The organism is Pseudomonas sp. B19125, from assembly GCF_044218855.1.
In the GTDB taxonomy this organism is placed as follows: domain Bacteria; phylum Pseudomonadota; class Gammaproteobacteria; order Pseudomonadales; family Pseudomonadaceae; genus Aquipseudomonas; species Aquipseudomonas edaphica.
In genome coordinates, this window is the sequence record NZ_CP162589.1 from 5556127 (window position 1) to 5568116 (window position 11990).

General features: G+C 60.5%; 11 protein-coding genes. 7 read left to right on the top strand and 4 right to left on the bottom strand.

Features of this window, described 5'->3' with window-relative positions; genetic code table 11:
* Positions 1 to 240: 240 nt before the first annotated feature.
* Positions 241 to 1866: a glucan biosynthesis protein D gene (locus AB4P96_RS25315; RefSeq protein WP_236460197.1), complete on the top strand. Its 1626-nt coding sequence runs from the start codon at positions 241 to 243 to the stop codon at positions 1864 to 1866.
* 152 nt (positions 1867 to 2018) lie between these two features.
* On the opposite strand, the gene AB4P96_RS25320 is transcribed toward AB4P96_RS25315, so the two are convergent.
* The 3 genes from AB4P96_RS25320 to AB4P96_RS25330 form a co-directional block, all read right to left on the bottom strand.
* Entirely contained in the window at positions 2019 to 2204 is a 186-nt protein-coding gene (locus AB4P96_RS25320) for a hypothetical protein (protein WP_017137090.1), read from the bottom strand.
* A 336-nt stretch (positions 2205 to 2540) separates the two neighbouring features.
* Entirely contained in the window at positions 2541 to 3647 is a 1107-nt protein-coding gene (locus AB4P96_RS25325) for an NADH:flavin oxidoreductase/NADH oxidase (protein ID WP_017137089.1), read from the bottom strand.
* Between the two features lie 127 nt (positions 3648 to 3774).
* Positions 3775 to 5676, bottom strand: coding sequence for a potassium transporter Kup (locus tag AB4P96_RS25330; RefSeq protein WP_099548536.1), 1902 nt, complete (start codon positions 5674 to 5676; stop codon positions 3775 to 3777).
* Positions 5677 to 5965: 289 nt separating this feature from the next.
* Between AB4P96_RS25330 and rimO the strand changes: the two genes are divergently transcribed.
* The 5 genes from rimO to tsaA all read left to right on the top strand — a co-directional run bounded on the left by rimO (position 5966) and on the right by tsaA (position 10094).
* Positions 5966 to 7306 carry a 30S ribosomal protein S12 methylthiotransferase RimO gene (gene rimO / locus AB4P96_RS25335; RefSeq protein ID WP_017137087.1) on the top strand — a complete coding sequence of 447 codons (1341 nt, stop codon included), beginning with the start codon at positions 5966 to 5968 and terminating at the stop codon, positions 7304 to 7306.
* 158 nt (positions 7307 to 7464) lie between these two features.
* Complete coding sequence (locus AB4P96_RS25340; RefSeq protein WP_177032737.1) at positions 7465 to 7932, top strand: GNAT family N-acetyltransferase; 468 nt, start codon at positions 7465 to 7467, stop codon at positions 7930 to 7932.
* 221 nt (positions 7933 to 8153) lie between these two features.
* A complete protein-coding gene (locus AB4P96_RS25345) occupies positions 8154 to 8864 on the top strand; it encodes an rRNA pseudouridine synthase (RefSeq protein WP_058421638.1) in 711 nt (236 codons plus the stop codon).
* Between the two features lie 69 nt (positions 8865 to 8933).
* Entirely contained in the window at positions 8934 to 9395 is a 462-nt protein-coding gene (locus AB4P96_RS25350; protein WP_003189058.1) for a DUF1456 family protein, read from the top strand.
* 3 nt (positions 9396 to 9398) lie between these two features.
* Positions 9399 to 10094 (top strand): tRNA (N6-threonylcarbamoyladenosine(37)-N6)-methyltransferase TrmO, encoded by a 696-nt coding sequence (gene tsaA / locus AB4P96_RS25355; RefSeq protein ID WP_099548535.1) that lies wholly within the window; start codon positions 9399 to 9401, stop codon positions 10092 to 10094.
* Between the two features lie 65 nt (positions 10095 to 10159).
* Here tsaA and fpr read toward each other — a convergent pair whose 3' ends face one another.
* Entirely contained in the window at positions 10160 to 10939 is a 780-nt protein-coding gene (fpr, locus tag AB4P96_RS25360) for a ferredoxin-NADP reductase (protein WP_003189055.1), read from the bottom strand.
* 124 nt (positions 10940 to 11063) lie between these two features.
* On the opposite strand from fpr, the gene AB4P96_RS25365 reads away from it, so the two are divergent.
* Positions 11064 to 11990: a LysR family transcriptional regulator gene (locus tag AB4P96_RS25365; RefSeq protein WP_026013711.1), complete on the top strand. Its 927-nt coding sequence runs from the start codon at positions 11064 to 11066 to the stop codon at positions 11988 to 11990.

Sequence of the window (11990 nt, forward strand, 5' to 3'; positions counted from 1 at the left end):
AAAGCCGCGATCTAGAGTGCTTCCAGATGTAACGCCGGCAGCGCGTATTTGAAACGTCTTGTTTCACATGCAACGCCATCATCCCGCCATCAATCAATTTTCCTTCTGCATCGAACCGCTTAAGCTATCCGGCGTCTGTTTATTGTCCGTTGCGTTTGGTCGAAGGCATGTCCGAACCGTTATTTATGATCCGTTACGTGCCAGGAACGGCGCGGGATTTGCTCACGACAGGTTGTCTCTATGCACCGCAGGAATTTGCTCAAAGCGTCCATGGCCATTGCGGCTTACACCGGCTTGTCGGCCAGTGGCCTGTTGGCCGCGCAGGCCTGGGCCGGGAACCGTGCCGCCGATGGCAAGGCCGTGGCGTTCGACTTCGAATCGCTCAAGGCCCAGGCCAGGCAGCTCGCCGCCAACGCGTATAAAGACACCAAACAGGTGCTGCCACCGACGCTGGCAACCATGACCCCGCAGAACTTCAATGCCATTGGCTACGACGGCAACCATTCGCTGTGGAAGGAGCTGAACGGCCAGCTCGACGTGCAGTTTTTCCACGTCGGCATGGGCTTCAAGACGCCAGTACGCATGCACAGCGTCGACCCCAAGACCCGCGAAGCCCGCGAGGTGCATTTCCGCCCGTCGCTGTTCAACTATGCCAAGACCACGGTGGACACCAAGCAGCTGACCGGCGACCTGGGTTTCTCCGGTTTCAAGCTGTTCAAGGCGCCGGAACTGGATCGCCATGACGTGCTGTCGTTTCTCGGCGCCAGCTACTTCCGTGCGGTAGACGCAACCGGCCAGTATGGCCTCTCCGCACGCGGCCTGGCGATTGATACCTACGCGAAAAAACGCGAGGAATTCCCCGACTTCACGCAATTCTGGTTCGAAACCCCGAGCAAGGACGCCACGCGTTTTGTGGTCTACGCCCTGCTCGACTCGCCAAGCGCCACCGGCGCCTATCGCTTTGACATCGACTGCCAGGCCAGCCAGGTGGTCATGGCCATCGACGCGCACATCAATGCGCGCACCGCCATCGAGCAACTGGGCATCGCGCCGATGACCAGCATGTTCAGCTGCGGTACCCATGAACGCCGGATGTGCGACACCATCCACCCGCAAATCCACGACTCGGACCGTTTGGCCATGTGGCGTGGCAACGGCGAGTGGATCTGCCGTCCACTGAACAACCCGGCCAAGCTGCAGTTCAACGCTTTTGCCGACACCGACCCGAAAGGTTTCGGCCTGGTACAGACCGACCATGAGTTCGCCAGCTACCAGGACACTGTGGACTGGTACAGCAAGCGCCCTAGCCTGTGGGTGGAACCCACCACCGCCTGGGGCGAAGGCTCGATCGACCTGCTGGAAATCCCCACCACCGGCGAAACCCTGGACAACATCGTGGCCTTCTGGACCCCAAAAAAGCCCGTGGCCGCAGGCGAATCACTCAACTATGGCTACAAGCTGTACTGGAGCGCGCTGCCGCCGGTGAGCACACCGCTGGCGCAAGTGGATGCCACCCGTTCCGGCATGGGCGGTTTTACCGAAGGCTGGGCACCGGGCGAGCATTACCCCGAAGTGTGGGCGCGCCGCTTTGCCGTGGATTTCAAGGGCGGTGGCCTGGATCGCCTGCCGGCCGGCACCGGGATCGAGCCGGTGGTGACCTGCTCCCACGGTGAAGTCAAAGACTTCAGTGTGCTGGTGCTGGACAACATCAAGGGCTATCGCATTCTGTTCGATTGGTACCCGACCAGCGACAGTGTGGAACCGGTTGAACTGCGGCTGTTTATCCGCACCCAGGACCGCACCTTGAGTGAAACCTGGCTGTATCAGTACTTCCCGCCGGCGCCGGACCAGCGTAAGTACAGCTGATAACACATAAGGGAGCGGGCTTGCTGTGGCGAGGGAGCTTGTCGAATCGTCCCGTTCGACAGCGCAGCTGGAGCCGGCTCTTTTTTGGGGGGTGCTTCGCCCCCCCAACGCAAGCAAGCTTGCTCGCCACAATTAACCCGCTACTGCATGGGTTAAAACCGCGACACGCTCTTCATTGCGCCAATCAAGTAGCGCATCGCCACCTGATCGTTTTCGGTCAGGGCGCGATACTGCGCCAGCAACTCCACCTCATCCGAACTCAACCTTCGCCCCCGCAAGGACATCCGGCGACTCCAAAAAGACGCCACCGCACCCGCTACGCCATAAGACTTGGTCATGGACCGTTACTCCTGATATCAGTCAATTACTCCTGGTGCCCATTCCCTACGCTCATGAAGCGCAATGGCTTCAAGGACAAACAGCCTGACTCCCTGGGCCAGAAATCACACTTACCCTAAGCGTAGAAACAATCTCGTCACGTGTGGGATTTTTTTAGAGTATTCACTTAAAAAATTACTTCGGTAACAAATACCTACAACCCTTTCTCACGCAGCGACCGGTAAAGGTGGATATCGGGAAGCGCTTGCGCATACAGCTGCGGATCAGGCAGGCGCTAAACGCGGGCAACAAAAAACCCACCGAGTCGGGTGGGTTTATTGCAGGCAGACGCGGGTTCAATCCCTCAGGTCAGACTCGTGAATCGGCTGATCACGGTGAGTCGCCCGCTGGTACTGCGCGGGCCAGATGGCTTTGCGCCCACCCAGGTCATCGTCGGCATGCAGCGGCCAGTAAGGGTCACGCAACAGCTCACGGGCGAGGAAGATGATGTCGGCCTGGCAGGTGCGCAGTATGTGTTCAGCCTGGGCCGGTTCGGTAATCATACCCACCGTGCCGGTGGCGATACCCGACTCTTTGCGCACGCGCTCGGCAAACCGCGTCTGGTAGCCCGGGCCGGTGGGAATCTCGGCGTTGGCGGCGGTGCCACCGGAGGACACGTCGATCAGGTCCACGCCGAGTTCTTTGAGGCGGCGCGCCAGCTCTACGGTTTCATCGGGGTTCCAGCCGTCTTCGACCCAATCGGTGGCCGACACCCGCACAAACAGCGGCAGCTCCTGTGGCCAGACGGCGCGCACGGCGGTGGTCACTTCGAGCACCAGGCGGATACGGTTTTCAAACGAGCCGCCGTAGTGGTCCTGGCGCTGGTTGCTGATCGGCGAGAGGAATTGATGCAACAGGTAACCGTGGGCAGCGTGGATCTCCACCACTTCGAAACCGGCGGTCAGCGCGCGTTTGGCGGCGGCGACAAAGTCGGCAATCACCTGCTGGATCTGCCCTTCATCCAGTGGCCTGGGTTGCGTGTGGTTCGGGTCAAAGGCAATCGGCGAAGGGCCCACCGGCACCCAGCCGCCCTCCTCCGGCTTGACGCTGCCGTGCTTGCCGATCCACGGCCGATGGGTGCTGGCCTTGCGCCCGGCATGTGCCAGCTGGATGCCCGCCACCGCGCCTTGAGCAGCAATAAAGCGGGTGATGCGCTGCAGCGGTTCGATCTGCGCGTCGTTCCACAGGCCCAGGTCCTGGGCGGTGATGCGGCCATCGGCGGTGACGGCGGTGGCTTCGGTAAAAATCAGCCCGGCACCACCGACGGCGCGGCTGCCCAGGTGCACCAGGTGCCAGTCATTGGCCAGGCCATCGTCGGACGAGTATTGGCACATCGGCGAGACGGCGATGCGGTTGAGCAAGGTCAATTGACGGAGGGTGTAGGGTTCGAGCAGCTGACTCATGGCGCACCTCTTCTGGGTTCTGTGGGCACTATTCAAACAGTGCTTAGAGCCTAGTCGACAACGGTGGATTGCACAGGGTTCAGAAAGGAAAGCGGGAGCCGAATGCCGGCTCCCGTGTTGCAAAAGATTACATCTCGACCTGGGTGCCCAGCTCGATCACCCGGTTTACCGGGAGTTTGAAGAAGCGCAGGTTGCCGTTTGCGTTTTTCAACATGAACGCAAACAAGCTCTCACGCCAACGGGCCATGCCCTTGATGCGCGAGGCGATCACCGTTTCACGGCTGAGGAAGTAGGTGGTGCGCATCGGGCTGAAATCCAGATCGTCCAGGTGGCACAGCTTCAGCGCTTCGGGCACGTCCGGCTCATCGGTAAAGCCAAAATGCAGGATCACCCGGAAGAAGCCTTCGCCGTAGGCGTCCACCTCAAAGCGCCGCGAGGCAGGCACACGCGGAATGTCTTCGTAGACCACCGTGAGCATCACCACTTGCTCATGCAACACCTGGTTATGCAGCAGGTTGTGCAACAGCGCGTGGGGCACGGCATCGGGCCGCGCGGTGAGGAACACCGCAGTGCCCTGCACGCGATGAGGCGGTTGCACGCGGATACTGCTGATAAAGATCGGCAACGGCAGCCCGCCTTCGTCGAGGCGGTCCATCAACAGTTCCTTGCCGCGCTTCCAAGTGGTCATCAGCACAAACAGCACAATCCCCGCCAACACCGGGAAGGCACCGCCCTGCACGATCTTTGGCACGTTGGCGGCGAAGAACAGGCCGTCCACCAACAGGAAGCCGATCAGCACCGGAATCGCCAGCACCGGCGGCCACTTCCAGAGCAGCAGCATCACCGCCGACACCAGGATGCTGGTAATCAACATGGTGCCGGTGACTGCCACGCCGTAGGCGGAGGCCAGGGCATTGGAGGATTCGAAGCCGAGCACCAGCAGGATCACGCCGACCATCAGCGACCAGTTCACCGCGCCGATGTAGATCTGGCCTTGCTCGGCGCTGGAGGTGTGCTGGATATGCATGCGCGGGATGTAACCCAACTGGATCGCCTGACGCGTCAGCGAGAACGCGCCGGAAATCACCGCCTGGGATGCAATCACGGTGGCCAGGGTCGACAGCGCGACCAATGGCACCAAGGCCCATTCCGGCGCGAGCAAGTAGAACGGGTTGCGCGCCGCTTCGGGGTTTTCCAGCAGCAACGCGCCCTGGCCGAAGTAGTTGAGCACCAGCGCCGGCAGCACCAGGGCGAACCAGGCACGGGCGATCGGCTTGCGGCCGAAGTGGCCCATGTCGGCGTACAGCGCTTCGGCACCGGTCAAGGCCAGCACCACGGCGCCAAGAATCGCGACGCCCATGCCCGGATGGGACACAAAGAAACGCACGCCCCACACGGGGTTCAGCGCATTGAGCACCTCGGGATGTTGCAGGATGCCGTGCACGCCAAGACCGCCCAGCACCAGGAACCACACCACCATCACCGGCCCGAACAGCTTGCCGATGCGGTCAGTGCCGTGTTTCTGGATCAGGAACAGCCCCACCAGCACCACCAGCGACAGCGGCACCACCCAACGTTCAATCCCGTCAAAGGCCAGTTCCAGGCCTTCAACCGCCGACAATACCGAGATCGCCGGGGTAATCATGCTGTCGCCGTAGAACAGCGCCGCACCGATCAAGCCGAGGATCACCAGCACCGAACGCAACTTGGGGTACGGCGACGCCGCCCGTCGCGCCAGCGCCGTCAGGGCCATGATGCCGCCTTCGCCCTGGTTGTCCGCGCGCAGGATAAACAGCACGTACTTGATCGACACGACCCACACCAGCGACCAGAAAATCAGCGCCAGAATGCCAAAGACCCCGTCGTGATTGACTTGAACCCCATAACCACCGGTAAACACTTCTTTAAGGGTATAGAGCGGGCTGGTACCGATATCGCCGTAAACCACCCCGACCGCCGCCACCAGCATGCCAATCGGCTTTGCATTGGAATGCTCGGCACCTGCTGCCTGACTATTTGCCTGACCCATCAACCACTCCTGCCCTTTGACCTGAGGTCTTTTATAAACAACGCGCCTAAGCTGACCCTAGCATGCGCTGTTTTACTTCTCGTAACAGACGTTTTATTGACCCCGGGGTTTCACCCGTGCGCAACGGCGCGAAGCATAGCGCAGCACTCGTCGCATTTCCCCGTATAAAGCTGGTCAAGCGCGCTGCCCGTCGATAGAATTGCGCACTTTTTGATCAGAGGCGCACCAAGCGCCCGTCTACCGCCATGTCGTGCCCGACTGGCGGCGTCATTCAATACCGAGGTTAGACATGTCCACCACCATCGCAAAAGCCAACCCAAAGGTCGGCTTTGTATCCCTGGGTTGCCCGAAGGCTCTCGTTGACTCCGAGCGCATCCTCACGCAACTGCGTATGGAAGGCTATGACGTCGTGTCCACTTATCAGGACGCCGACGTGGTGGTGGTCAACACCTGCGGCTTCATCGACTCGGCCAAGGCTGAATCGCTGGAAGTGATCGGCGAAGCCATCAAGGAAAACGGCAAGGTCATCGTCACCGGCTGCATGGGCGTGGAAGAAGGCAATATCCGCAACGTGCACCCAAGCGTGCTGGCGGTAACCGGCCCGCAGCAGTACGAGCAGGTGGTCAACGCCGTGCACGACGTGGTGCCGCCGCGTCAGGACCACAACCCGCTGATCGACCTGGTGCCGCCGCAAGGCATCAAGCTGACGCCGCGCCACTACGCGTACCTGAAGATTTCCGAAGGCTGCAACCACAGCTGCAGCTTCTGCATCATCCCGTCGATGCGCGGCAAGCTGGTCAGCCGCCCAGTGGGTGATGTATTGGACGAAGCCCAGCGCCTGGTCAAATCCGGTGTTAAAGAGCTGTTGGTGATCTCCCAGGACACCAGCGCCTACGGCGTCGACGTGAAGTACCGCACCGGCTTCTGGAACGGCGCGCCGGTGAAAACCCGCATGACCGAACTGTGCGAAGCCTTGAGCAGCCTGGGCGTGTGGGTGCGCCTGCACTACGTTTACCCGTACCCGCACGTGGACGAGCTGATCCCGTTGATGGCCGCCGGCAAGATCCTGCCGTACCTGGACATTCCGTTCCAGCACGCCAGCCCGAAAATCCTCAAGGCCATGAAACGCCCGGCCTTCGAAGACAAGACCCTGGCGCGCATCAAGAACTGGCGCGAGATCTGCCCGGAGCTGATCATCCGTTCGACCTTCATCGTCGGCTTCCCTGGCGAAACCGAAGAAGACTTCCAGTACCTGCTGGACTGGCTGACCGAAGCGCAGCTGGATCGCGTCGGTTGCTTCCAGTACTCGCCGGTCGAAGGTGCCCCGGCCAACCTGCTGGATGCGGCCATCGTGCCGGACGACGTCAAGCAGGACCGCTGGGAGCGCTTCATGGCGCATCAGCAGGCCATCAGCTCCGCACGCCTGCAACTGCGCATCGGCAAGGAAATCGAAGTACTGATCGACGAAGTCGACGAGCAAGGCGCAGTGGGCCGTTGCTTCTTCGATGCGCCGGAAATCGACGGTAACGTGTTTATCGACGATGCCAGCGGCTTGAAGCCGGGCGACAAGGTCTGGTGCACCGTGACGGATGCCGACGAGTACGACCTGTGGGCTGAAAAGCGCGACTAGCTCTGCGCACGCAAAGCGTCCGGCGAGGCATTCCCACGCAGAGCGTGGGAACGATCGGCGTGAAAAATTGAAAAAGCCTCGTGTCTGAGCAAGATGCGGGGCTTTTTTAGGTCTATCGTTTGCCCATCAGCGCCGATCATCGGCAAGGGGCAGCGGGCATGCGTCAGCATTCGGTTATCCACACACCTAAAACCAGCGACTACCAGCAATTGGCGCAGATCTGGGAAGACTCCGTGCGAGCGACCCATGACTTTTTGCCGAACAGCTACATCGTACTGCTCAAGGAGCTGGTGCTGACGCGCTACCTGGACGCGGTGATGCTGATCTGCACCAAGGACGCGCGCCAGCGCATCACCGGGTTTGCCGGGGTAGCGGCGGGCAAGGTCGAGATGCTGTTTATCGACCCGCAACACCGTGGCCAGGGCTTGGGCCAGCAATTGCTGAGTTATGCGATCGAGCACCTGAATGCCGATGCGCTGGACGTCAACGAGCAAAACCCGCAGGCCCTGGGGTTCTACTTCAAGCAGGGTTTCGAGGTGGTCGGACGTGCCGAGCATGATGGCCTTGGCCAGCCGTACCCGCTGCTGCATATGCGCTTGCGCCAACAGCAACGGCGCAGTGGCTGACACAACACAGCGCCAATGTGGGAGCGTGCTTGTGTGGGAGCTGGCTTGCCTGCGATGGCATCACCTCGATTCCAAATGCACGACCGAGGTGTCTGCATCGCGGGCAAGCCCGACTCCCACACAGGCCAGCGCCCACAAAAAGCCACTACGCTGAAATGGGTCCGGGATTAACCGCGCCCACACAGGTACAATAGCCGCCCCCTTTTGCTACGGCCCTTGTCATGACTGACCCCATACGCCTTTCCAAACGCCTTATCGAACTGGTCGGTTGCTCCCGTCGGGAGGCTGAGCTGTTTATCGAAGGCGGCTGGGTCTCGGTGGACGGTGAAGTGATCGACGAGCCGCAATTCAAGGTCACCACCCAGAAGGTCGAGCTGGACCCAGAGGCTAAAGCCACTGTGCCGGAACCGGTGACCATTCTGCTGCACGCCCCGGTGGGCGTGGATGTGGAAACAGCAATGGCCTCGATCAGCGCCGAGACGCTGTCCGAAGAGCACCGTTTCAGCAAGCGCCCGCTCAAGGGCCACTTCCTGCGCCTGACCGCCAGCGCCGATCTGCAGGCCAAGGCCAGCGGCCTGCTGGTGTTCACCCAGGACTGGAAGATTCTGCGCAAGTTGACCGCCGATGCCGCCAAGATCGAGCAGGAATACGTGGTTGAGGTCGAGGGTGACATGGTTGCCCATGGCCTAAACCGCCTGAACCACGGTTTGACCTACAAAGGCAAAGAGCTGCCGGCCGTCAAAGCCAGCTGGCAGAACGAAAACCGCCTGCGGTTTGCGCTGAAAAACCCGCAGCCGGGTGTAATTGCCCTGTTCTGTGAAGCGGTCGGCCTGAAAGTCATCGCCATCCGCCGCATCCGTATTGGCGGCGTGTCCATCGGCAAGGTGCCGGTCGGCCAATGGCGCTACCTGTCCGGCAAAGAGAAATTCTAAGCCGCTCCCCTTTTCCCGGCACCGGCAACTCTGCGCGGTGCCCTCAGTTGAATACCAGGATTGCCCACCATGATTCACAACGACGTATTGCGCAGCGTGCGCTACATGCTCGACATCAGCGACAACAAGATGGTCGAGATCATCAAGCTCGGCGGCATGGACGTCACCAAGGAAGACCTGCTGACCTACCTCAAGAAAGATGAGGAGGAAGGTTTTGTGTTCTGCCCGGACGACGTCATGGCGCACTTCCTTGATGGCCTGGTGATCTTCAAGCGTGGCAAGGACGAAAGCCGTCCGCCGCAGCCGATCGAAACCCCGGTGACCAACAACATCATCCTCAAGAAGCTGCGCGTGGCCTTCGAACTGAAGGAAGACGACATGCACGCCATCCTCAAGGCTGCTGAGTTCCCGGTGTCCAAGCCTGAGCTGAGCGCGCTGTTCCGCAAGTTCGGCCACACCAACTACCGCACCTGTGGCGACCAGTTGCTGCGCAATTTCCTTAAGGGCCTGACCCTGCGGGTTCGTGCGTAAGCCATGAGCTATTCGGTCTCGCCCGTCGGCTTCGTGCGCTCCTGCTTCAAGGAGAAGTTCGCCATCCCGCGCCAGCCGCAGCTGGCCCCGGCCGCACGCGGCGTGCTGGAGCTGGTGGCGCCGTTCGATCAGGGCGAGGCGGTGCAGGGCCTGGAGCAGGTCAGCCATGTGTGGCTGCTGTTTCTGTTCCACCAAGCCCTGGAAGACAAGCCGCGCCTCAAGGTGCGGCCGCCACGCCTGGGCGGCAATACCTCCATGGGCGTGTTCGCCACCCGCGCGACTCATCGCCCCAATGGCATTGGCCAGTCGGTGGTGAAGCTGGATAAGGTCGAGCCGGGCCGCTTGTGGGTTTCCGGGATCGATTTGCTCGATGGCACGCCGGTGCTGGATATCAAGCCGTACGTGCCGTACGCGGACATCATTGACACCGCCACCAATGATATTGCCAGCAGTGCGCCGCAGCTGATTCCCGTGCAGTGGCTGAAGACGGCCCTGCACCAGGCACAAGGCCATGCGCAGCGCCTTGATGAGCCGCTGGTGGCATTGATCGAGCAGTGTCTGGCCCAGGACCCACGGCCGGCGTATCAGACGCCAGGGCCTGAGCGTGAGTACGGCGCGCAGTTCTGGGATGTGGATGTGCGTTGGCACTATCCAGAGGCGGGTGTCATCTGTGTGCTGGAAGTGGTACCGGCCAAGTAAACGCCGAAACAACTGTGGGAGCCAGCTCCCACACAAGCCAGCTCCCACATTTTTTTGAGCAGTGTTTACTTCTCGACGAACGCGCGCTCGATCAGGTAATCACCCGGTTCACGCATACGTGGCGAAACTTTCAGGCCGAAGCTGTTCAGCACTTCGCTGGTCTCGTCCAACATGCTTGGGCTGCCGCACAGCATGGCGCGGTCGTCCTCGGGGTTGATCGGCGGCAGGCCGATGTCGCTGAACAGCTTGCCGCTGCGCATCAGGTCGGTCAGGCGGCCTTCGTTTTCGAACGGCTCGCGGGTCACCGTTGGGTAGTAGATCAACTTGTCACGCAGCGCCTCGCCGAAGAATTCGTTCTGCGGCAGGTGCTCGGTGATGAATTCGCGGTAGGCGACTTCATTGACGTAACGCACGCCGTGGCACAGGATCACTTTTTCGAAGCGCTCGTAGGTTTCCGGGTCCTGGATCACGCTCATGAACGGCGCCAGACCGGTACCGGTGCTGAGCAGGTACAGGTGTTTGCCCGGCTTCAAATCGTCAAGCACCAGGGTGCCAGTCGGTTTTTTGCTGATGATGATCTCGTCGCCTTCCTTCAAGTGCTGCAATTGGGAAGTCAGCGGGCCATCGGGCACCTTGATGCTGAAGAACTCCAGATGCTCTTCCCAGTTTGGGCTGGCAATGGAGTACGCGCGCATGAGTGGGCGGCCGTTGGGCTGTTGCAGGCCGATCATCACGAACTGACCATTCTCAAAGCGCAAGCCCGGATCGCGGGTGCACTTGAAGCTGAACAGCGTGTCGTTCCAGTGATGAACACTGAGGACACGTTCGTGGTTCATGTTGCTCATGTACGGGGAACTCCTGGAAATGGGTCTGCGCCAAAGATGAGATGCGCAATTGCACAGCATTCTAATGGCGGCGACAATATCTGTTAACTGGATTATTAAGATAAGGGTTATCGGTTATATCGATATGCGATTTACTCTACGTCAACTGCAAGTCTTCGTCGCCGTCGCCCAGCAGGAAAGCGTCTCACGCGCTGCTGGCCTTCTGGCCTTATCTCAATCCGCCGCCAGCACCTCAATCACCGAGCTGGAGCGTCAATCCAGCTGCCAATTATTCGACCGCGCAGGCAAGCGCTTGAGCCTCAATGCTCTCGGCCATCAGTTATTACCGCAGGCCGTTGCGCTGCTGGACCAGGCCAAGGAGATCGAAGACTTGCTCAACGGCAAGTCCGGCTTTGGTTCCCTGGCGGTCGGCGCCACCCTGACCATCGGCAATTACCTGGCGACCCTGCTGATCGGCAGCTTCATGCAGCAGCACCCCGAGAGCCAGGTGAAACTGCATGTGCAGAATACTGCCAATATCGTGCACCAAGTGGCGCATTACGAAATTGACCTGGGTCTAATCGAAGGCGACTGCAGCCACCCGGACATCGAGGTACAAACCTGGGTCGAGGATGAGTTGGTGGTGTTCTGTGCGCCGCAGCATCACTTGGCCAAGCGCGGTGTGGCGACGATGGAAGAGCTGACCCATGAAGCATGGATCCTGCGCGAACAGGGCTCGGGCACGCGCTTGACCTTTGACCAGGCCATGCGCCATCACCGTAGCGCGCTGAATATCCGCCTGGAGCTTGAACACACCGAGGCGATCAAGCGTGCAGTGGAGTCAGGGTTGGGGATTGGCTGTATTTCCCGACTGGCCCTGCGCGATGCGTTCCGCCGTGGCAGTTTGGTGCCGGTGGAAACCCCGGACCTGGACCTGGCCCGGCAGTTTTACTTCATCTGGCATAAACAGAAGTACCAGACCTCGGCGATGCGCGAGTTTCTGGAGCTGTGCCGCGCCTTCACCGCCGGGGTTCAGCGCAGCGACGAGATCGTGCTGCCAAACATTGCCTGA